The following is a 19,963-nucleotide window of genomic DNA, read 5'->3' on the forward strand; positions in this document are numbered from 1 at the left end:
TCGACGTGCGGGCCATGTCGAAGGTCTACGGCGAGGGCGAGACCGCCGTGCACGCGCTGCGCGACGTCGACCTCGTCGTGCAGCGCGGCGAGTACGTCGCGGTGATCGGCCAGTCCGGCTCGGGCAAGTCGACGCTGCTGAACATCCTCGGCTGCCTCGACGCCCCGACCTCGGGGCACTACCTGCTCGAGGGACTCGACGTCGCCGACCTCGACGAGCGCCAGCAGTCGATCCTGCGCAACCGGCAGATCGGCTTCATCTTCCAGTCGTTCAACCTCATCCCGCGCACGACCGCGCTCGCCAACGTCGAGCTGCCGCTGGTCTACGCCGGGGTCAACCGCCGGGTCCGGCGCGAGCGGGCGCGCGCCGCGCTGGACCTCGTCGGGCTCGGGCAGCGGGAGGACCACCGGCCCAACGAGCTCTCCGGCGGCCAGCAGCAGCGCGTCGCGGTGGCCCGGGCCCTCGTCACCACCCCGGCCCTGCTGCTCGCCGACGAGCCCACCGGCAACCTCGACTCGGCCAGCACGGCCGACGTCCTCGGGCTCTTCGACTCGCTGCACCGCGCCGGCCGGACGATCGTGCTGATCACCCACGACGACGAGGTCGCGGCGCGGGCCGACCGCATCGTCGTCGTCACCGACGGGGTACTGCGCGAGGCGACCCCGGCCGCCCGCGAGGAGGCCGTGGGGCGGGTGAGCCGGTGAACGTCGTCGAGGTCGTCCGCTTCGCGGTCGCCGGGCTGCTCGCGAACCGGCTGCGGTCCCTGCTGACGATGCTCGGCATCATCATCGGCATCGCCGCGGTGATCCTGCTGACCGCGCTGGGCAACGGGGCCGCGCAGTACATCCAGGGCCAGATCACCGGGCTCGGCGCGAACAGCATCACGATCATCCCGCGGGCGGCCGGCGGGTCCGCCGGGTCCACGTCCGGGGCGTCGGCGCGGCCGCTCACCGCCGAGGACGCGGCCGCGATCGCCGACCCGCAGGGCGCCCCGGACGTCGCCTACGTGGCGCCGGTGGTGCAGACCTCGGTCGACGCCGCGTCGGGACGCAGCTCGACGACGGCGACGGTGGTCGGGTCGACGCCGGACTACTTCCCCGGCTCCAACACCAAGATCGCGGCGGGGCGCGCCTACGACGCCGCCGACCTCGACGCCGCGCGCAAGGTCGCGCTCATCGGGCGGACCGTGGCCGACGACGTGTTCGGGGTGAACTCGACCCCGCTCGGCCAGGAGATCCTGCTCGACAACGTGCCGTTCCAGGTCATCGGCGTGCTGGAGGCCCGCGGGCAGGGCGGCGGGCTCGCGAACCCCGACCAGAACGTGCTCGCCCCGCTGACGGCGGTGCAGAGCTCGCTCACCGGCTACGGGAACCTGTCGCAGATCGTCGTCGGCGCGCGCTCCACCGACGCGCAGGCCGCCGCCGAGTCGGAGATCAACTCGATCCTCGACCGCCGGCACGGGATCGCCACCCCCGACGACCGCGACTACCAGGTGATCAGCTCCCGCCAGCTCGCCCAGGTGCTGGACCAGACGCTGTCGGCGTTCTCCCTGCTGCTGGCGGCGATCGCCGCGATCTCGCTCGTGGTCGGCGGGATCGGGATCACCAACATCATGCTGGTGTCGGTCACCGAGCGGACCCGCGAGATCGGCATCCGCAAGGCCCTCGGCGCCCCGCCGTCGGCCATCCTGGGCCAGTTCCTGGTGGAGTCGGTGATCCTGTCGGTGCTCGGTGGTCTCATCGGCGTCGCGGTGGGGACGGCGGGCACCCTGATCCCGCTGGGAGACTTCCGGCCCGTCGTCGTGCCCTCGGCCGTGGTGCTCGCGGTCGGGGTGTCGATCGCCATCGGGGTGTTCTTCGGCGGCTACCCGGCCCGCCGCGCGGCGCGCCTGCGCCCGATCGAGGCCCTGCGCCGTGAGTAGAGGAGTGTCGTCATGACAGAGCCGAAGGAGTCCGGCGCGGCGCCGGAGCCCGAGACCCGCGCGAGCGGTGACGCCCGGGACCCGGGGGAGACCGGGCCGATCATGTCGCCCAGCCCGCAGCCGCACTTCGGCGCGGAGGCGGGCCCCCGGGACGGCGGTCCGGCCGCGGGCTGGGAGGCCGAGCAGCCCACCCGGGTCGGCGTCCTCGACCGCCCGGTCGACGACGTGCCCCTGCGGGACCGCCTGTCGCGGCCCGGGATGGCCCGCTCGACCCGCATCCTGCTGCTCGTGCTCGGCGCGATCGTCGTCCTCGCGATCGGCCTGTTCGTCGGCCGGGCCACCGCGCCCGCCACCGGCCCGGGCTCGGTCCCGCCCGTGCTCGGCACCGTGGAGTCGGTGGACGTCACCCCGAGCGGCTTCCCGGTGCTCACCATCCGCGCCGCCGACGGCACGCTGACCCCGCTGCAGACCACGCCGGGCACGGTCGTGGCCACTCCGGTGACCAACGGGGTCGCCGCGGTGAGCACCGGCCAGCAGGTCACGATCACCGGCGAGCGCGACCAGCGCGGTCAGATCATCGCCACCCGGGTCGACCTGCCGGGACGCTGAGGTGCGCCTCGTCTGGTTCGACGACGTCCAGGCCCCCTACCGCGAGCCGGTGCTCTGCGAGCTGGCGCGGCGGAGCACGTTCCGCGCGGTCTTCCTGTTCGACGACGAGCCCGAGCGCCGGATGGCCTTCCGGCCGCACCCCGGCTACGCGGCCGAGGTCCTCCGGGCGTGGCGGTTGCCGCGGGTCGGCCCGCTGCGGGCCCTGGACTCCTACCAGGCCGTGCTCCGGCCCGGGGCGCTGCGCCGCGTGCTCGACACCGACGTCGTCGTGATGCTGACCTGGGCACAGCTCGCGTCGGTCACGGTGGCGCTCGCCGCGCGCCGCCGCGGGGTGCCCTACGTGGTGTTCTCCGAGAGCACGCTCGACAGTCGACGCGTCGCGGCGGGACCGGTCGACCGGGTGCGGCGCTGGTTCCTCGCCGGGGCGGGCGCGGTCGTCGTGCCCGGCCCGGCCGCACGGGACGCGGTGCTGGCCGACGGGGTGGCCCCGGAGCGGATCGTGGAGACGGTCAACGCGGTCGACCACGAGGTGTTCGCCCGCCGTCCGCGGGAGCTGCGGGCGGGTCGGGACCCGGGCGGGCCGCACCGCTTCGTCGTCGTCGGGCAGCTGATCCCGCGCAAGAACGTCGAGGTCCTGCTCACCGCGTTCGCGGCGCTGGACGGCGCACCGCGGCTCGACGTCGTCGGCGACGGCGCGGAGGCCGCCCGGTTGCGGGCGCACGCCGCGGCGCTGGGCGTGGCGGACCGCGTGACGTTCCACGGGTTCCTCGACGAGCAGCAGGTCGCCGCGGTGCTCGCCGAGACCCACAGCCTGGTGCTCCCCTCGACCGAGGAGGTCTACGGCTTCACGGCGATCGAGGCGCGGACCGCGGGCCTGCAGGTCGTCGTGTCGGACGTGGCCGGGGTCGCGGCGTCGCTCGCCGGCGCCGACGGCGTGTGGACGGTCCGTCCCGACGAGGCCGGGGTGCGGGCCGGGCTCGAGGCCGCCCGGCGCGCCTGGGCCGGGTGGCGGGAGGGCGTGCCCGACGATGCCGGGTCGCCCGCCCGCACCGCGGCGGACCTGGTGCGGGGTGCGCTTCGCGCTCGTGAGCAGAAAAGGTCGCTATAACGACCCTTTCTGCTCACCTGGCCGAAGGCCACCTCCTCCTCCTAGGAGGCGGAGCGCCACCCCAGGAGCGTGCCCGGGTCGCGCGGGGCGATCCGGCGGACCGGGGACGGGCGCCGGGCGACGACCTCCGCCGGCACGGGGCCGGTGAGCGCGTCGAGCCCGGCGAGGGCGTCGAGCAGCCGGTCGGCGTCCGCGCCCAGCGTCGCGAGCATGTCCGCGGCCTGGTCCCCGCCGTGGCGCAGGAGCGCGGTGAGCAGGTCGGACACCGAGACGTCGTGGTCGAGCCCGGCCGCGCGCACGTGGGCGGCGGCGAGCACCTCGCGGACCGCGCCGTTGGCGATCGGGGGCCCGGGCGGGCCGGAGGGGTCGGGTTCGCCGACGGCGGACCACACGGCGAGCGTGAGGGCCGTGTCGCTGCCGCGGTCGGTCACGCCGGCCGCGGCGAGCAGTCCGGCCTCCGGGCCGTCGGCCCGGACGAGGGCCCGCAGCAGGTGTGCGGTGCCGATCCAGTGGTGGCCGCGCTCGGCGGCCTCTCCAGCTGCGATGTCCAGCACCCGGGCGACCTCGGCCGAGACCTGACGACGGGGGGTCGCGCCGGGGTCGGGGACCCGGTGCTGGGCGGTGGGGAGCGCCATGTCCGCAGCGTGGCAGCCTCCGGGTCCAATGCCCAGCCCTGCTCGGCCGGGTGGGTGAGCCCTCCGACCCAGTGTCACGGTGCGGCGTGCCCGACCGGGCTGCCCGGCCGGGTCGCGGGAGACGAGTGGGGGACGACGGACCGGTCCCGTCCTCGGCGGTCCGCACCCGGACGGTCGGCGTCCCCCGATCGGTCGGTCTTCGGTGGTCGCGCGGCGTGTCGGGGCGGCGGTCGGACGGACGGACCCCACGCGTCGTCGGGAACCGGGAGTGCGCCACCGGACCCGCTACTCTGCCCGCCGTGACCGGGAACGAGGCCGCGACCGAGATCGCCGCCGGGTACGCCACGGACGGGGCAGCGCTCGAGCTCGGGGCGGTGGTGATCGACGGAGCGACCGACCCCGCGGCGCGGGTGCGCATCCCGTTCGCGACGCTGAACCGCCACGGCCTCGTCGCGGGCGCCACCGGCACGGGCAAGACCAAGACCCTGCAGAACCTCGCCGAGCAGTGCTCCGCGGCGGGCGTCCCGGTGATGCTCGCCGACGTCAAGGGCGACCTCTCCGGTCTCGCCCGCGCGGGCGAGGCCGGCGACCGCGTGACGAAGCGCGCCGAGGAGACCGGCGACGACTGGACGCCCACCGCCTACCCGGTGCGCTTCCTCTCGCTCGGTGCCTCCGGCGTCGGCGTCCCGGTCCGCGCGACGATCACCGCCTTCGGCCCGATCCTGCTGTCGAAGGTCCTCGGCCTGAACGCCACGCAGGAGTCGACCCTCGGCCTGATCTTCCACTGGGCGGACCAGAAGGGCCTCGCCCTGCTGGACACGAAGGACCTGCGCGCGGTCATCGCGCACCTGCTCTCCGACGAGGGCAAGGCCGAGCTCAAGGGCATCGGCGGCGTCTCGACGGCCACGGCCGGCGTCATCCTGCGCGCCCTGGTGAACCTGGAGGCCCGCGGCGGGGACCAGTTCTTCGGCGAGCCGGAGTTCGACCCCGCCGACCTGCTCGCGGTCGAGGACGGCCGGGGCGTGGTGACGCTCCTCGAACTGGCCGACCAGCAGGCCGACCCGACGCTGTTCTCGACCTTCCTCATGTGGCTGCTCGCCGAGCTGTTCGAGGACCTCCCCGAGGCGGGCGACCTCGACAAGCCCAAGCTCGTCTTCTTCTTCGACGAGGCGCACCTGCTCTTCGCCGACGCGTCGAAGGCGTTCCTCGAGCGGATCGAGCAGACCGTCAAGCTGATCCGCTCGAAGGGCGTCGGCGTCTTCTTCTGCACGCAGCTGCCCACCGACATCCCGAACGACGTCCTGTCCCAGCTCGGCGCCCGGGTGCAGCACGCGCTGCGTGCCTTCACGCCCGACGACCAGAAGGCGCTGACGCGGACCGCGCGGACGTATCCGAAGTCGACGGTCTACGACATCGAGACCTCGCTGACCTCCCTGGGCATCGGCGAGGCGATCGTCACCGTCCTCTCCGAGCGGGGCGCGCCGACCCCCGTGGCGTGGACGCGGCTGCGGGCGCCGCGCTCGCTGATGGCGGCGATCGGGGAGCCGGCGGTGGCGGAGGCGGCGAAGGCGTCGCCGCTGTGGGCCCGCTACGGCGAGACGATCGACCGCGAGTCGGCCTACGAGCGGCTCTCGGCCCGGACCGGGGCGACGCAGGCCCCGGAGGGGCAGGCCGAGCCGGTCCCCGCCGACCAGCCGCCGCAGCCGGCGCCGCCCCAGGCCCCGCCGCCCGAGGCCGACGAGGGGCCGGGGTTCTTCGAGAAGGCGATGAAGAGCTCCATCTTCAAGCAGATCGTGCGCACCGTGGCCCGCGAGGCGACCCAGGAGATCACCCGCGGGATGTTCGGGACGGCGCGCCGCCGGCGCTGAGGTCGCGCACGTCACGCCGCACGCGGGTCGGTGTCGGTGGGCCGGGGTACATTGGCCTCATCAGGGCTTCCCTGGCATGAGAGACGGCAGTGAGTCAACCCGGGGAGGGTCGAGGCCGGACCGGCCGCCACCGCATGGACCGCAAGCGCCTGCTCCGCAATCCACTGATCTGGATCGTGGTGCTCTTCGTCGTCTACCTGGTCGTGTCGTCGTTCTTCAGCGACACGCGGGGGTACACCCAGGCCTCGACGTCCCTGGCCCTCCAGCAGATCGACCAGCGCAACGTCGCCGAGGTCACGCTGGAGGACAAGGAACAGCGGCTGCGGATGACGCTGGTGAACCCCATCGAGGTCCCGCCCGCGGACGGCACCTCGGGGGCGCCCACGCGCACCACGCAGATCTACGCGCAGTACCCGGCCGCCGCCGGGAACCAGATCTTCACGGAGCTGCGCGAGAACCCGGCCCGGAACGGGTTCGACACCCAGGTCACGCAGGAGTCCCTGCTCGGCCAGATGCTGATCTACCTCATCCCGCTGGGGCTCGTCCTGGTGCTGCTGTTCTGGATGATGAACGCGCAGGGCGGCGGCAACCGCGTCCTGTCGTTCGGCAAGTCCAAGGCCAAGCAGCTCAACAAGGACATGCCCAAGACGACCTTCGCCGACGTCGCCGGCGCCAACGAGGCCGTCGAGGAGCTCTACGAGATCAAGGACTTCCTGCAGAACCCGACGCGCTACCAGGCGCTCGGCGCGAAGATCCCGAAGGGCGTCCTGCTCTACGGCCCGCCCGGCACCGGCAAGACGCTGCTGGCCCGCGCCGTCGCCGGTGAGGCCGGCGTGCCCTTCTACACGATCTCCGGCTCGGACTTCGTGGAGATGTTCGTCGGTGTCGGCGCCTCCCGCGTGCGCGACCTGTTCGAGCAGGCCAAGCAGAACTCCCCCTGCATCGTGTTCGTCGACGAGATCGACGCCGTCGGCCGCCACCGCGGCGCCGGCATGGGCGGCGGCCACGACGAGCGGGAGCAGACGCTCAACCAGCTGCTCGTCGAGATGGACGGCTTCGACGCCCGCGGCGGGATCATCCTCATCGCGGCCACCAACCGGCCCGACATCCTCGACCCGGCGCTGCTGCGGCCCGGCCGCTTCGACCGGCAGATCCCGGTCGCGGCGCCCGACCTCGCGGGTCGCCGCCAGATCCTCGCCGTGCACTCCAAGGGCAAGCCGCTCGCGCCCGACGCCGACCTCGACGGGCTGGCCAAGCGCACCGTCGGCTTCTCCGGCGCCGACCTCGCGAACGTCATCAACGAGGCCGCGCTGCTCACCGCGCGCCTCAACCAGCAGCAGATCACCGGCGCCTCGCTGGAGGAGTCGGTCGACCGCGTGATCGGCGGTCCGGCCCGCAAGAGCCGGATCATCTCCGACCAGGAGAAGAAGGTCGCGGCCTACCACGAGGCGGGGCACGCCCTCGCCGCGTGGGCGATGCCGGACATCGAGCCGGTCTACAAGGTCACGATCCTGCCGCGCGGGCGCACCGGCGGGCACGCCCTCGTCGTCCCGGAGGACGACAAGGAGTTGATGACCCGCTCGGAGATGATCGCCCGGCTCGTGTTCGCCATGGGTGGCCGCTCCGCCGAGGAGCTCGTGTTCCACGAGCCGACCACGGGGGCGTCCTCCGACATCGAGCAGGCGACGAAGATCGCGCGCGCCATGGTCACCGAGTACGGCATGAGCGCGAAGCTCGGCGCCGTGAAGTACGGCCAGGAGCAGGGCGAGCCCTTCCTCGGCCGCACCGCGGGCAAGCAGTCCGACTACTCGCTCGAGGTCGCCCACGAGATCGACGAGGAGGTGCGCAAGCTCATCGAGGCGGCGCACACCGAGGCGTGGGAGATCCTCAACACCCACCGCGACGCGCTCGACGCGCTGACCGGTGAGCTCATCGAGCACGAGACGCTGCAGCGCAAGGACCTCGAGCGGGTCTTCGCGTCGGTCACCAAGCGGCCGCGCATCACGATGTTCAACGACTTCGGGGAGCGCACCCCGTCCGACCGGCCCCCGATCAAGACCCGGCGCGAGATCGCCGCCGAGCGCGGCGAGCCGTGGCCGCCGGAGGACGAGCGCCGCGAGCCGGCGCGCGTCGGTGCGGGCAGCAACGGCAACGGGCACGGCCCCGGGCAGAGCAACGGCCAGGGCAACGGCCAGGGCGTCACCGCCCAGAACGGCCAGCCGCAGAACGGCCAGGGCGTCAACGGCCAGGGGCAGAACGGCCACGGCTGGGGCGCCCCGAGCACCCCGCCGGTGGGCACGCCTGCGGTCGGCGGCGAGCGGCAGACCGGGCCGGGCACCTCCGGCTGGGGCATCCCGGACGTCTACCGCACCGGGGGCTCGTCGCAGCCGCCGTCGTCGGTGCCGCCGAACTACGGCGCGCCGCCCGGGTGGACGCCCGGCACCACGCCCCGCGGCACGTCGTGGGACCCGAACACGCGTCCCTACGGCCAGCACGGCTCGGGCTCCGCGCCGTCGGGCTGGAGCACCACGGGTGGCCAGCACGCTGCTCCGGAGGACGGCACATCCTCGAGCGGGCGGCGCAGCGCGCCCGACCACGACCAGCCGACCGGGACGTCGTTCACATCGCCGGGCGAGACCGGCGGGAACCCGTACGGTGATCCGGACGGCCGTCGCCCCGACGGTCGCACGGAGAGCTGACCAGCGGCGGCCACTCCTCCCCGAGACGGAGGCACGGGCCGGCCCGCGCACCCGAGAAACGGGCGAGGACATCGTGACCACCAGCCAGGAGACGGAGCGTCCCGTCGAGGACGACAACGAGCGGAACGGAGCCCGAGCCGTCGAGACCGCGCGACTCGAGGCCTTCGACGCGGACCGCGTCGAGGCCGCGGTTCGCGAACTGCTCATCGGCATCGGGGAGGACCCCGATCGCGAGGGACTGCGCGACACCCCTGCGCGGGTGGCGCGCTCGTACCGGGAACTGTTCGCGGGCCTGTTCACCGAGCCGTCCGCCGTGCTCGAGCGCACCTTCTCCGAGGACCACGACGAGCTCGTGCTCGTCCGGGACATCCCGCTGTTCTCCATGTGCGAGCACCACCTCCTGCCGTTCTCCGGGGTCGCCCACGTCGCCTACCTGCCGGGCTCCGACGGGCGGGTGACCGGGCTGTCCAAGCTCGCCCGCCTGGTCGACCTCTACGCCCGGCGCCCGCAGGTGCAGGAGCGCCTGACCACGCAGGTCGCCGACGCGCTCGACCACACGCTCGGGGCCCGCGGCGTCCTCGTCGTGATCGACGCCGAGCACCAGTGCATGTCGGCGCGCGGCGTGCGCAAGCCCGGCTCGCGCACCACCACGTCGGCCGTGCGCGGCATCCTCAAGTCGTCCGCGAGCACCCGGGCCGAGGCGCTCGGGCTGATCCGGCACTGACCCGCTCCGTGGCCCCCGTCGCGCTCCTCCGCCCGAACCACTGCCTGGTGATGGGCGTCCTCAACGTCACCCCCGACTCGTTCTCCGACGGCGGCCGCTGGCTGAACCGGGACGACGCCGTGGCCCACGGGGTGGCGATGGCGCAGCGCGGCGCGACCTACGTCGACGTCGGCGGGGAGTCGACCCGGCCGGGCGCCGAGCGGGTCGACGCCGCCACCGAGATCGAGCGGGTGGTCCCGGTCGTCGCCGAGCTGGTGGCGCAGGGGGTCCGGGTCAGCGTGGACACCACGCGCGCCGAGGTGGCGGCGAAGGCGCTCGAGGCGGGCGCCGAGCTGGTGAACGACGTCTCCGGCGGCCTCGCCGACCCGACGATGGCCCGGGTCGTCGCCGACGCCGGGTGCGGGTGGGTGCTCATGCACTGGCGCGGACCCTCGGACCGGATGGCCAACCTCGCGAGTTACGAGGACGTCGTCGGCGAGGTCCTCGCCGAGCTGATCGAGCAGATCGACCGCGCCGTCCTCGCGGGGGTCGACCCCGCGCGGCTCGTGCTCGACCCCGGTCTGGGCTTCGCGAAGACCGCCGCCCACAACTGGCAGCTGCTGCGCAAGCTCGACGTCTTCACCTCGCTGGACTTCCCGGTGCTCGTCGGCGCGTCCCGCAAGCGGTTCCTCGGGGCGCTGCTCGCCGACGACGACGGCGTCCCCCGCCCGCCCGACGGCCGCGAGCACGCGACGGCCGCGGTCTCGGCCCTCGCCGCCAACGCGGGGGCCTGGGGGGTGCGGGTGCACGAGGTCGGGGCCTCGCTCGACGCCGTCGCGGTGGCCGCCGCGTGGCACTGGGGCACGTCCCGGGTCGCGAGGACCGACTCGTGACCGACACGATCGAGCTCCGTGGTCTCCGGGTCCGGGGCCACCACGGCGTGTTCGACCACGAGCGCCGCGACGGGCAGGACTTCGTGCTCGACCTCGTGCTGGAGGTCGACCTCACCGCGGCGGGCCGCAGCGACGACCTCGACGACACGGTCGACTACGGCGCGCTCGCCGAGGCGGCCGCGGTCGTCGTCGAGGGTGCCCCGCGCGCGCTCATCGAGGCGGTGGCGGCCGACGTGGCGTCCGTAGTCCTCGACGACCCGCGGGTGGCCGAGGTCGAGGTGACCCTGCACAAGCCGCAGGCGCCGATCGAGCGGCCGTTCGACGACGTGGCGGTGCGCATCCGGCGTCGCCGTCCGGGGTCCGCGTCGGCCGGTCGGCGTCCGGAGACCACGTGACACGGGCGGTGCTCTCGCTGGGGTCCAACCTCGGCGACCGGCGGGCCCACCTCGCGGCCGGCCTCGCCGGGCTCGCGCCGTGGACGCGGGCGGCGTCGTCGGTCTACCGCACCGCACCGTGGGGCGGGGTCGACCAGGAGGACTTCCTCAACCTGGTCGTGGTCGTCGACGACGGCGCCGCCGGGCCCTGGGACTGGCTCGCCCGGGCGCGCGCGGCGGAACGGGACCGCGACCGCGACCGGAGCGACGCCGCCGTCCGCTGGGGCCCGCGCACGCTCGACGTCGACGTCCTCGTCGTGACCGCCGCCGACGGCGCCCCGGTGCACAGCGCCGACCCCGAGCTGCTGCTGCCGCACCCGCGGATCCAGGAGCGCGCGTTCGTGCTGGTGCCGTGGGCGGAGATCGCCCCGGACGACGAGGTGCCCGGCCGCGGCCGGGTCGCCGACCTGCTGGCCGCCCTGCCCGCGGACGAGCGCGAGGGCGTGCACGCCGACGCCGGAGGGCCGGGAGCCCGCGGATGACCACCCGCACCAGCCCGTCGGTCCTGCTCGTCGTCGCGGTGGCCGCCGGGCTCGCGACCAACCTCGCGCTCGGCCTGCTCTACGGCTCGATCCCGCCGCTGCCGGCCCCGGCGGGCCTGACGTTCCTCGTGCTCGGGCTGGTGGAGGCCGGGATCGCGGTCGTGCTCTACCGCCGCATCCAGCGCCGGCCCGGGGCGCGGCCGGTCGACGCGCTCGCCGCGGCCCGCGCGGTGGCGCTCGCCAAGGCGTCGGCCCTGGCGGGCGCGCTCGTCGGCGGCGCCTGGTGCGGCGTGCTCGCCCACGTGCTGCCCCGGCGGGCCGAGGTGGCCGCGGCGGCCTCGGACACCACCGCGGCGATCGTCGGGATCGTCGGTGCGGCCGTCCTCGTCGGTGCGGCCCTGGCCCTCGAGTGGTGCTGCCGCACCCCCGACGACCCCGACCAGCCGGTCTCCCCGGACCGCCGCTGAGATCCGCCGGAACCGCCCGGACAGACCGCAGCGTGCCCGGATCGTCGCGGTCGGTACAGTTCGGACATGGCCAACCCCGGGGCCGACCGGCGTCGCGGGTCGCGCCCGTCCCCCGCCCGGGGTGGTGGACGGCCCGGTGACCCCGTGGTGCGGGTCCTGCTCGTCGTCACCGCGCTCTGCGCCGCGGGCGCCGCGGCCACCGTGGTGTTCGCCGACGACGACCGGATGCTGCGCCTCGGTGTGATCGCCGGACTGTGGGCGGCGCTGCTCGCGGTCGCGGCCCTCGCGCGCCGCAGCGGGTCCGGGGGGAGCGACCCGGAGCGCGAGCTGGAGTCGATGCGCCGGACCTACGAGCTGGAGCTCGCGGCCGAGATCGACGCCCGTCGCGAGCACGAGCTGACCGTCGAGCAAACCGTCCGCCGGGAGGTCGCCGCGGAGGCCGGACAGGAGCTCGCCGGGCTGCGCGCGGAGGTCGAACGCCTGCGATCGCACCTGGAGAACGCCGAGACCCGGGCGGCGCCGTTGCCGCCCCAGCTGCACGTCGTCGCGGGCGAGGGGCCCCGTGCCCGACCCGCCCCGCCCGTCGTCGGGAACGCTCCGCGTCTGCCGCGCCAGCACGTCAACGAGGTCTCGCACCCGTCGTCCCCGGGCCGGACCACGGGCGGCCGCACGGTCGCCGAGTTGCTGGCGGCCCACGCGCAGGACCGTCGCCGCCCGCCGCGCTGACCGACGGTCCCGCCACTACCCTGCGGCAGGGTGATCGCCTCCCCGGTGCGGCTCGCCCCGCAGCAGCGCCGCACCCTCGTCTGGCCCGTCCTCGGGCTCATCGTGCTCGGGATCTGCGCGCTCGTCGCCGTGGGTTTCGCGAGCACCGAGATCGGGACCGCGGGGGTGGTCGTCGGCGCGATCTGCGCCCTGCTGCCGGTGGGTCCGGTGCTGCTCGCGTTCGCCTGGGTCGACCGCTGGGAGCCGGAGCCGTCGCGCCTGCTGCTCACCGCGTTCCTGTGGGGCGCCGGGTTCGCGGCGCTCGTCGCGCTCATCATCAACTCGAGTGCGGTGCTCGCCGCCGAGCTGCTGCTCGGGCAGGGGCAGGGTGACTTCGTCGGCGCGGTGATCTCGGCGCCGCTGGTGGAGGAGTTCGTCAAGGGCGCGTTCGTCGTGGGGCTGCTGCTGTTCCGGCGCCGCGAGTTCGACGGGATCGTCGACGGCGTCGTCTACGCCGGCTTCGTCGGTGCGGGCTTCGCGTTCACCGAGAACATCATCTACTTCGGGCGGGCCTTCACCGACGACGGCAGCGCGCCGGTCGCGGGCGTCGTCGCGACCTTCATCCTGCGCGGCCTCCTCTCGCCCTTCGCCCACCCGCTGTTCACGGCGATGACGGGGATCGGGGTCGGGATCGCGGCGAGCGTGCGGTCGCGGGTGGCGGGTGCCGCGGCGATCCTCGGTGGCTACGTGCTCGCGGTCGTCCTGCACGCGCTGTGGAACTCGGCCACCCAGCTCGGGCCCGGCTTCTTCGGGGTCTACCTGCTGATCATGGTGCCGCTGTTCCTCGCGCTGATCGGGCTGGTGGTCTGGCAGCGACGCCGGGAGCGCGACGTGCTCGCCCGCCAGATGCCCGGCTTCGCCGCGGCGGGCTGGATCGCCGAGAGCGAGGTCCCGCTGCTGGGCAGCATGTCCGGGCGCCGCCGCTGGCTCGCGGCGGTGAAGCGGACCGCGGGCAAGCCCGCCGCCGACGCGGTCGTGCACTACCAGCACGCGGTGTCCGAGCTCGCCTTCCTGCGGGCCCGCGCGGAACGCGGCGCGATCCCGCCGGACCCGCGCTGGCACGCCGAGCTCCTCGACAACGTCGTCCGCACCCGCATGGCCGCCGTGACCGCGCCCGGCGTCCCCCAGGGACACCAGCCCCCGCCCGGCCCGCCGCCCGGTCGTCCGCCCTCGGGCCCGTTCCCGACGGCGGGTCCTCCCGGACCGGGATGGTCGGGTCCGCCGCCGTACCAGGGCGGGCCCTCCCAGGGTCAGCAGCCGTATCCACCGTCCCAGCCCTGGCAGCGGCCGCCGGGATAGGCGGGACCCGGTGCGTCGGTGGCCCCGTCGACGCGTCGGGTGACACCGACGGGCCACTCCCGTCGGCCCGGCGGATGCGTCGGCCGGCGGTTGTCATCCCGATCACGCCCGGCCACCCGGACGTCGTCGCGCGTCTACCCTCGCCTGCGCATCGTCCGGTACCCGCTCGGCTGAGCGGGACGGGAACGACGAGTGGTGAAGGGGTGTGCCCGTGAGCGCCTCCGGCAGCGACGCCGGGTCCGGTGGTGGGCCCAGGCCCGCGCGTCTCGACGTCGGCGTGGTCTCCGCCGGTCGGGTCGGCGCCGTGATGGGGGCCGCGCTCGCGGCCGCCGGTCACACCGTGGTCGCCGCCTCCGCCGTCTCCCGCGCCTCGCGCGCCCGCGCCGAGGCCCTGCTGCCTGGCGCCGAGATCCTCCCGCCGGACGAGGTCGTGCGGAACGCCGACCTGGCCCTGCTCGCCGTGCCCGACGACGTCCTGCCCGGGCTCGTCCGCGGCCTCGCGGCCTCCGGCTGCCTGCGACCGGGCCAGATCCTCGTGCACACCTGCGGCTCGCACGGGGTCGGCGTGCTGTCGCCGGCCGCCGAGCACGACGTACTGCCGATCGCCCTGCACCCCGCGATGACCATCACCGGCCGGTCCGAGGACGTCACCCGGCTGACCGGCGCGTGCATCGGGGTCACCGCGAACAGCGGCCCCAGCGAGGACGCCGAGGCGGCCTGGCTCGTCGGGGAGGCGCTCGTCGTCGAGATCGGCGCCGAGCCCGTGCGCATCCCCGAGGAGATGCGCCCGCTCTACCACGCGGCCCTCGCGCACGGCGCGAACCACCTGATCACGCTGGTCCGCGAGGCCACCGACCTGCTCCGCGACGCCGGGATCGAGCCGGCCGAACGGGTCCTCGCGCCGCTGCTGTCCGCCGCGCTCGACAACGCCCTGCGCCTCGGCGACCGCGCCCTGACCGGGCCGGTCGCGCGCGGCGACGCGGGCACCGTCGCCATGCACCTGCGCCACCTCGACGCCCGGGCCCCGGAGTCGGCCGAGCTCTACCGCGCCCTCGCCCGCCGCACCGCGGAGCGGGCGCACGCGGGCGGGTTGATCGGCGACGACGACGTCCAGGAGCTGTCCACCGTCCTCGAGAGGCACACCCCGTGACCCGCCCCTCCAGCCTGCGCACGCACGACCTGCTCGGGCGTTCCCGGCCGAAGTACGTCAAGGACGGCCTGACCGTCCACGCCGACCCCAACACGCTGCGCCGCGTGACGAAGGCGATGCGCGGCGGCGGTCGGCGCGTCACCCTCGTCCCGACGATGGGTGCGCTGCACGACGGCCACCGCGAGCTGATGCGCCGCGCCCGCTCCATCCCCGGCTCCACCACGGTGGTGTCGCTCTTCGTCAACCCGCGCCAGTTCGGGCCGACCGAGGACTTCGACCGGTACCCCCGCGCCTTCGAGGCCGACCTCGAGATGTGCCGCGAGGAGGGCGTCGAGCTGGTGTTCGCGCCCGAGGTCGACACCATGTACCCCGAGGGCTTCACGACGAGCATCGACCCGGGTCCGCTCGGCGGCGAGCTCGAGGGCGCCGCCCGGCCCGGACACTTCGCCGGGATGCTCACGGTGGTCAACAAGCTGTTCGCGATCTGCGTGCCCGACGTCGCGTTCTTCGGCGAGAAGGACTGGCAGCAGCTGGCCCTGATCCGTCGCATGGTCCGCGACCTCGACATCGACGTGCACGTCGTCGGCGTCCCCACGGTCCGCGAGACCGACGGCCTGGCCCGCTCGAGCCGCAACGCCTACCTCGACGCGACCCAGCGCCGGCAGGCCGTGGCGATCTCCGCCGCGCTCTCGGCCGGGCAGTACGCCGGCGAGCAGGGACCGGAGGCGGTCGTCGCCGCGGCCCGCGAGGTGCTCGCGTCGGAGCCGGCGCTCGACGTCGACTACGTCGAGCTCCGCAGCCCCGACCTCGGTCCCGCCCCGACCATCGGCGACGCCCGCCTGCTGATCGCCGCCCGCCTCGGCACCACCCGCCTGATCGACAACGCCCACGTCTCGGTGACGGAGAGAGTCTGATGCTGCGCACGATGCTCAAGTCCAAGATCCACCGGGCGACGGTCACGCACGCGGACCTGCACTACGTCGGGTCGGTCACCGTCGACACCGACCTGATGGCCGCGGCCGACCTGCTCGAGGGCGAGCAGGTCGCGATCGTCGACGTCACCAACGGCGCCCGCCTCGAGACCTACGTGATCCCGGGCGAGGCCGGCTCCGGCGTCATCGGGATCAACGGCGCGGCCGCCCACCTCGTGCACCCAGGCGATCTCGTCATCCTCATCGCCTACGGCCAGATGGACGACGCCGAGGCACGGGCCTACCAGCCCCGCGTCGTGTTCGTCGACGACCGCAACCGGGTGCTCGACCAGGGCTCCGACCCCGCGTTCGTGCCGGCCGACGCCCCGGAGGCGTCGCTGCTGGTGTCGGGCTCGCGGGCCGCCGCCTTGAACTGAGGCGGGGCACGTGCTGCTCTGCATCGACGTCGGCAACACGCAGACGGCACTCGCGCTCTACCCGTCGTCCGGACCCGTTCCCGACGACGGGGCGGTGGCGTCCCGCTGGGACGCGCGGATCCGCACCGAGCGGCGGGCCACCGCCGACGAGCTCGCCCTGAGCGTGCGCGGCATGCTCGGGCCGCTGCTCGCGGAGGTTGACGGCGTCGCCGCGCTCTCGACCGTCCCGGCCCTGCTCCGCGAGCTGCGCGGCATGCTGGACCGGCACTTCGCCGGGGTCGCCCGCGTGCTCGTCGAGCCCGGGGTGCGCACCGGTGTGCCGCTGCTGGTCGACAACCCCAAGGAGGTCGGCGCCGACCGGGTGGTGCAGGCCCTCGCGGCGCACCAGCGTGTCGGCGGCCCCTGCGTCGTCGTGACGTTCGGGACGTCGACCACGGTGGACGGCGTCTCCGCCGACGGGGAGTTCCTCGGCGGGGCGCTCGCGGCCGGGGTCGCGGTGTCGGCCGACGCCCTCGCGGTGCGGGCGGCCGGGCTGCGGCCGGTGGAGCTGGTGGCGCCGCGGACGGTGCTGGGCCGCTCGACGGTGGAGAGCATGCAGGCCGGCCTCGTGCTCGGCGCGGCCGCGATGGTCGACGGGCTGGTGCGCCGCATCGGCGAGGAGATCGCGGCGAAGGACACGGCCGGCCGCGGTCCGGTCGCCGTGGTCGCGTGCGGGGGGCTCGCCCCCGTCGTCGCGCCGGAGTGCACGACGATCACCCACCACGTCCCCGACCTCACCCTCCAGGGCCTGCGCCTGGTGTTCGGGCGCGTCCGGGAGGCGGCACGGGCCCGGGAGGAGCGCCGCACCCGGCGGTGAGCCGTGCCGCGCGGCTCCTGCGCTCCCGGCCGATCAGGGCGGCGTTGCGGGACGCGCACGGTCGCGAGGTGTCATGTTCGGGTGCCGCGGCGTTGTGGGGCGCACACGGTTGCGGGGCGGGCAGGGCACACGTGGTGAGCTCCACCGACGTCAGTGGCATCGGGGCGTCCTGAGTGCACCCGTTGCCACTGAAGTCGGAAGGGCCACGTGACCAGGGCCGCCGTGTGCGCGACGCACCGGGTCGCGGGCCCGCGAGAGGGTGCCGACCAGGCCGGTCACGCGAGCCCGGGAGGCTCAGGTCGCGGCGGGTTGGGAGGCACGCGGGGACGCCCGGTAGGTGCGCCGGTAGGCGACGGGGGAGAGCCCGACATCGGCAGCGAGGTGGGCGCGCAGGGACGACGTGGTGCCCAACCCCGACTCGGCGGCGACCCGCTCGACGGCGAGGTCGGTCGACTCGAGCAGTCGCCGGGCGTGCGCGACCCGCTGCGCGAGGATCCACGCGTGCGGTGACGTGCCGGTCTCGGCGCGGAACCGGCGGGCGAAGGTGCGGGTGCTCATGCTGGCGTGGCGGGCGAGCGTGGCGACGTCGAGCGGGTCGGCCAGGTGCTCGCGGGCCCACACCCGGGTCGCCGCCGTGGAGCCCTGGTCGTCGACGGGCAGCGGGCGCTCGATGAACTGCGCCTGCCCGCCGTCGCGCCAGGGCGCCACGACGAGGTGCCGGGCGACCTCGTTGGCGACCGCCTCGCCGTGGTCGCGGCGCACCACGTGCAGGCAGAGGTCGATCCCGGCGGCGAGGCCGGCGGAGGTGGCGAGGTCGCCCTCGTCGACGAAGAGGACGTCCTCGTCGATCTCGACGTCCGGGTGCAGGGCTCTGAAGGAGTCCGCCCGCGCCCAGTGCGTGGTGGCGCGCCGCCCGTCGAGTCGACCGGCCGCGGCGAGCACGAACGCGCCGGTACAGATCGACATCCAGCGCGCCCCGGCCGGCACCGTCGCGAGGGCCTGCAGGACCTCGGGCGGGAGGACACCGTCGCGTCGCGCCGGGACGTAGTGGGTGCCGGGCACGAGCACGGTGTCGGCCGCCGCGAGCGCCTCCGGGCCGTGCTCGACGTGCAGGGCGTAGCCGGCCGTCGTCGGGACCGGCCCGGGCTCCAGCGCGCACACGCGGACGTCGTAGAGCGGCCGGCCGTCCCGCTCGGCGGTGCCGAACACCTGCGGCGGGATCGCGAGATCGAAGCCGACCACGGGAGGCAGGGCGAGCACCGCGACGACGTGGGCCATGGCCGGATTCTGACACGAGTTGGCGTTCCTGCCACTGGTCCGGCGTCGGCCGAGCGGGCATCCTCACCGGTCGTGACCGATGTGGCCGCGCCGTCGACCCGGCGCACCCGCTCCTCATGGTGGCCGTGGGCCGTCGCCGTGACCGCCTTCGTCGCCCTCATGGGAGCGGCGGGGTTCCGGTCCGCACCGGGCGTGCTGATCGCGCCGCTGCACGACGAGTTCGGCTGGTCGACCGCCACGATCTCGACCGCCGTGTCGATCAACCTCGTGCTCTACGGCGTCATCTCGCCCTTCGCGGCCGCGCTGATGGAGCGGTTCGGGATGCGCCGGGTGGTCGGCGGGGCGCTCCTGCTCGTCGCGGCCGGCAGCGGGCTGACGGTGTGGATGACCCAGGTCTGGCAGCTGATGCTGCTGTGGGGCGTGCTCGTCGGGGTGGGCACCGGCTCGATGGCGCTCGCCTTCGTCGCGACCGTCACCGGACGCTGGTTCGTCCGGCGCCGCGGTCTCGTGAGCGGGGTCCTGACGGCGGCCCAGGCCGCCGGCGGTCTCGTCTTCCTACCGCTCATGGCGGCGCTCTCGTGGAGCGTCGGGTGGCGGGCCGCCTCGCTGCTGGTGGCCGCGGGCGCGCTCGTCGTCGTGCCGGTCGTGATCCTCTTCCTGCGGGACTCGCCGGCCGACGTCGGCACGGTCGCCCACGGCGCCGACCCCGGCTCCGTCGCGGCGGCGATCCCGACGACCGGGGGTGGCGGTGGCGCGGCCCGTCGCGCGGTCTCCGTGCTCGGCGAGGCGGCGCGCACCCGCACGTTCTGGCTGCTCGCCGGCGGGTTCGCGATCTGCGGCGCGACGACCGTCGGGCTCCTCGGCACGCACTTCGTCCCGGCCGCGCACGACCACGGGATGCCGGCGACCACGGCGGCGGGCCTGCTCGCGGTGGTCGGGGTGTTCGACGTGGCCGGGACGATCCTCTCGGGCTGGCTCACCGACCGGTGGGACCCGCGGCGGCTGCTCGCCGTCTACTACGTGCTGCGCGGAGCGTCGCTGCTCGTGCTGCCGCTGCTGCTCGCCCCCACCGCGATCCCGCCGATGTGGGCGTTCATCGTCTTCTACGGGCTGGACTGGGTGGCGACGGTGCCGCCGACGGTGGCGCTCTGCCGGGAGTGGTTCGGCGACCGCGGGCCGATCGTCTTCGGCTGGGTCTTCGCCTCGCACCAGGTCGGCTCCGCGATCGCCGCGTTCGGCGCGGGCCTCATCCGCGACACCACGGGCAGCTACGACGGCGCCTGGTGGGGCGCCGGGGCGCTGTGCCTGGTGGCGGCGGGGCTGTCCCTCGCGATCACGCGGGCCGTGACTCCCAGGCAGTCGGCCACCCCCGGCTGATCCCTGCCGCCGCCGCCCGAGTCCGGACCGGGCGGCAGCACGCGCCTCAGCGGCCGTGGGAGCAGCGCGAG

At 75.0% G+C, this 19,963-nt stretch carries 20 protein-coding genes; 18 read left to right on the plus strand and 2 right to left on the minus strand.

Features of this window, described 5'->3' with window-relative positions:
- Positions 1 to 14 precede the first annotated feature (14 nt).
- Genes ACQPYX_RS03810 through ACQPYX_RS03825 form a run of 4 tightly spaced genes read left to right on the plus strand, consistent with a single transcriptional unit; the run spans position 15 to position 3,638 of the window.
- Positions 15 to 704, plus strand: coding sequence for an ABC transporter ATP-binding protein (locus ACQPYX_RS03810; protein ID WP_433803662.1), 690 nt, complete (start codon positions 15 to 17; stop codon positions 702 to 704).
- The gene (locus ACQPYX_RS03815; RefSeq protein WP_433801599.1) at positions 701 to 1,921 is read left to right on the plus strand and encodes an ABC transporter permease; all 1,221 of its coding nucleotides are present in this window, start codon (positions 701 to 703) and stop codon (positions 1,919 to 1,921) included. Before ACQPYX_RS03810 ends, ACQPYX_RS03815 begins: the two co-directional genes overlap by 4 nt.
- Before the next feature lie 12 nt (positions 1,922 to 1,933).
- A complete protein-coding gene (locus ACQPYX_RS03820) occupies positions 1,934 to 2,530 on the plus strand; it encodes a hypothetical protein (protein ID WP_433801600.1) in 597 nt (198 codons plus the stop codon).
- Position 2,531: 1 nt separating this feature from the next.
- Entirely contained in the window at positions 2,532 to 3,638 is a 1,107-nt protein-coding gene (locus ACQPYX_RS03825) for a glycosyltransferase (protein ID WP_433801601.1), read from the plus strand.
- A gap of 41 nt (positions 3,639 to 3,679) precedes the next feature.
- On the opposite strand, the gene ACQPYX_RS03830 is transcribed toward ACQPYX_RS03825, so the two are convergent.
- Positions 3,680 to 4,273 (minus strand): Clp protease N-terminal domain-containing protein, encoded by a 594-nt coding sequence (locus ACQPYX_RS03830; RefSeq protein ID WP_433801602.1) that lies wholly within the window; start codon positions 4,271 to 4,273, stop codon positions 3,680 to 3,682.
- A 299-nt stretch (positions 4,274 to 4,572) separates the two neighbouring features.
- Here ACQPYX_RS03830 and ACQPYX_RS03835 point away from each other — a divergent pair, with 299 nt between their 5' ends.
- From ACQPYX_RS03835 to ACQPYX_RS03895, 13 genes are all read left to right on the plus strand, one after another.
- Positions 4,573 to 6,141 (plus strand): helicase HerA-like domain-containing protein, encoded by a 1,569-nt coding sequence (locus ACQPYX_RS03835; RefSeq protein ID WP_433801603.1) that lies wholly within the window; start codon positions 4,573 to 4,575, stop codon positions 6,139 to 6,141.
- Positions 6,142 to 6,275: 134 nt separating this feature from the next.
- Complete coding sequence (gene ftsH / locus ACQPYX_RS03840) at positions 6,276 to 8,840, plus strand: ATP-dependent zinc metalloprotease FtsH (RefSeq protein WP_433801604.1); 2,565 nt, start codon at positions 6,276 to 6,278, stop codon at positions 8,838 to 8,840.
- A 73-nt stretch (positions 8,841 to 8,913) separates the two neighbouring features.
- Positions 8,914 to 9,564 (plus strand): GTP cyclohydrolase I FolE, encoded by a 651-nt coding sequence (gene folE, locus ACQPYX_RS03845; protein ID WP_433801605.1) that lies wholly within the window; start codon positions 8,914 to 8,916, stop codon positions 9,562 to 9,564.
- A gap of 50 nt (positions 9,565 to 9,614) precedes the next feature.
- Positions 9,615 to 10,436, plus strand: a complete 822-nt coding sequence (gene folP, locus ACQPYX_RS03850) for a dihydropteroate synthase (RefSeq protein WP_433803663.1) — start codon at positions 9,615 to 9,617, stop codon at positions 10,434 to 10,436.
- Positions 10,433 to 10,831 (plus strand): dihydroneopterin aldolase, encoded by a 399-nt coding sequence (gene folB / locus ACQPYX_RS03855; RefSeq protein ID WP_433801606.1) that lies wholly within the window; start codon positions 10,433 to 10,435, stop codon positions 10,829 to 10,831. Before folP ends, folB begins: the two co-directional genes overlap by 4 nt.
- Positions 10,828 to 11,352, plus strand: coding sequence for a 2-amino-4-hydroxy-6-hydroxymethyldihydropteridine diphosphokinase (gene folK / locus ACQPYX_RS03860; RefSeq protein WP_433801607.1), 525 nt, complete (start codon positions 10,828 to 10,830; stop codon positions 11,350 to 11,352). Before folB ends, folK begins: the two co-directional genes overlap by 4 nt.
- Positions 11,349 to 11,819 carry a DUF3180 domain-containing protein gene (locus tag ACQPYX_RS03865; RefSeq protein ID WP_433801608.1) on the plus strand — a complete coding sequence of 157 codons (471 nt, stop codon included), beginning with the start codon at positions 11,349 to 11,351 and terminating at the stop codon, positions 11,817 to 11,819. Before folK ends, ACQPYX_RS03865 begins: the two co-directional genes overlap by 4 nt.
- A 66-nt stretch (positions 11,820 to 11,885) precedes the next feature.
- On the plus strand, positions 11,886 to 12,545 hold the full coding sequence (locus ACQPYX_RS03870) for a DUF6779 domain-containing protein (protein WP_433801609.1): 660 nt from the start codon (positions 11,886 to 11,888) through the stop codon (positions 12,543 to 12,545).
- 30 nt (positions 12,546 to 12,575) lie between these two features.
- Complete coding sequence (locus ACQPYX_RS03875) at positions 12,576 to 13,883, plus strand: PrsW family intramembrane metalloprotease (protein WP_433801610.1); 1,308 nt, start codon at positions 12,576 to 12,578, stop codon at positions 13,881 to 13,883.
- Between the two features lie 205 nt (positions 13,884 to 14,088).
- Positions 14,089 to 15,033 (plus strand): Rossmann-like and DUF2520 domain-containing protein, encoded by a 945-nt coding sequence (locus ACQPYX_RS03880; RefSeq protein ID WP_433801611.1) that lies wholly within the window; start codon positions 14,089 to 14,091, stop codon positions 15,031 to 15,033.
- Positions 15,030 to 15,947: a pantoate--beta-alanine ligase gene (panC, locus tag ACQPYX_RS03885; protein WP_433801612.1), complete on the plus strand. Its 918-nt coding sequence runs from the start codon at positions 15,030 to 15,032 to the stop codon at positions 15,945 to 15,947. Before ACQPYX_RS03880 ends, panC begins: the two co-directional genes overlap by 4 nt.
- Complete coding sequence (panD, locus tag ACQPYX_RS03890) at positions 15,947 to 16,381, plus strand: aspartate 1-decarboxylase (RefSeq protein WP_433801613.1); 435 nt, start codon at positions 15,947 to 15,949, stop codon at positions 16,379 to 16,381. The genes panC and panD overlap by 1 nt, the downstream gene beginning before the upstream one ends.
- Positions 16,382 to 16,391: 10 nt before the next feature.
- The gene (locus ACQPYX_RS03895) at positions 16,392 to 17,237 is read left to right on the plus strand and encodes a type III pantothenate kinase (RefSeq protein WP_433801614.1); all 846 of its coding nucleotides are present in this window, start codon (positions 16,392 to 16,394) and stop codon (positions 17,235 to 17,237) included.
- 294 nt (positions 17,238 to 17,531) lie between these two features.
- Here ACQPYX_RS03895 and ACQPYX_RS03900 read toward each other — a convergent pair whose 3' ends face one another.
- Positions 17,532 to 18,515, minus strand: a complete 984-nt coding sequence (locus ACQPYX_RS03900; RefSeq protein ID WP_433801615.1) for a GlxA family transcriptional regulator — start codon at positions 18,513 to 18,515, stop codon at positions 17,532 to 17,534.
- Between the two features lie 159 nt (positions 18,516 to 18,674).
- On the opposite strand from ACQPYX_RS03900, the gene ACQPYX_RS03905 reads away from it, so the two are divergent.
- Positions 18,675 to 19,892, plus strand: a complete 1,218-nt coding sequence (locus ACQPYX_RS03905) for an MFS transporter (RefSeq protein ID WP_433803664.1) — start codon at positions 18,675 to 18,677, stop codon at positions 19,890 to 19,892.
- The last annotated feature ends 71 nt before the right edge of the window (positions 19,893 to 19,963 follow it).

The organism is Actinomycetospora sp. CA-084318, from assembly GCF_050955885.1.
Lineage (GTDB): Bacteria > Actinomycetota > Actinomycetes > Mycobacteriales > Pseudonocardiaceae > Actinomycetospora.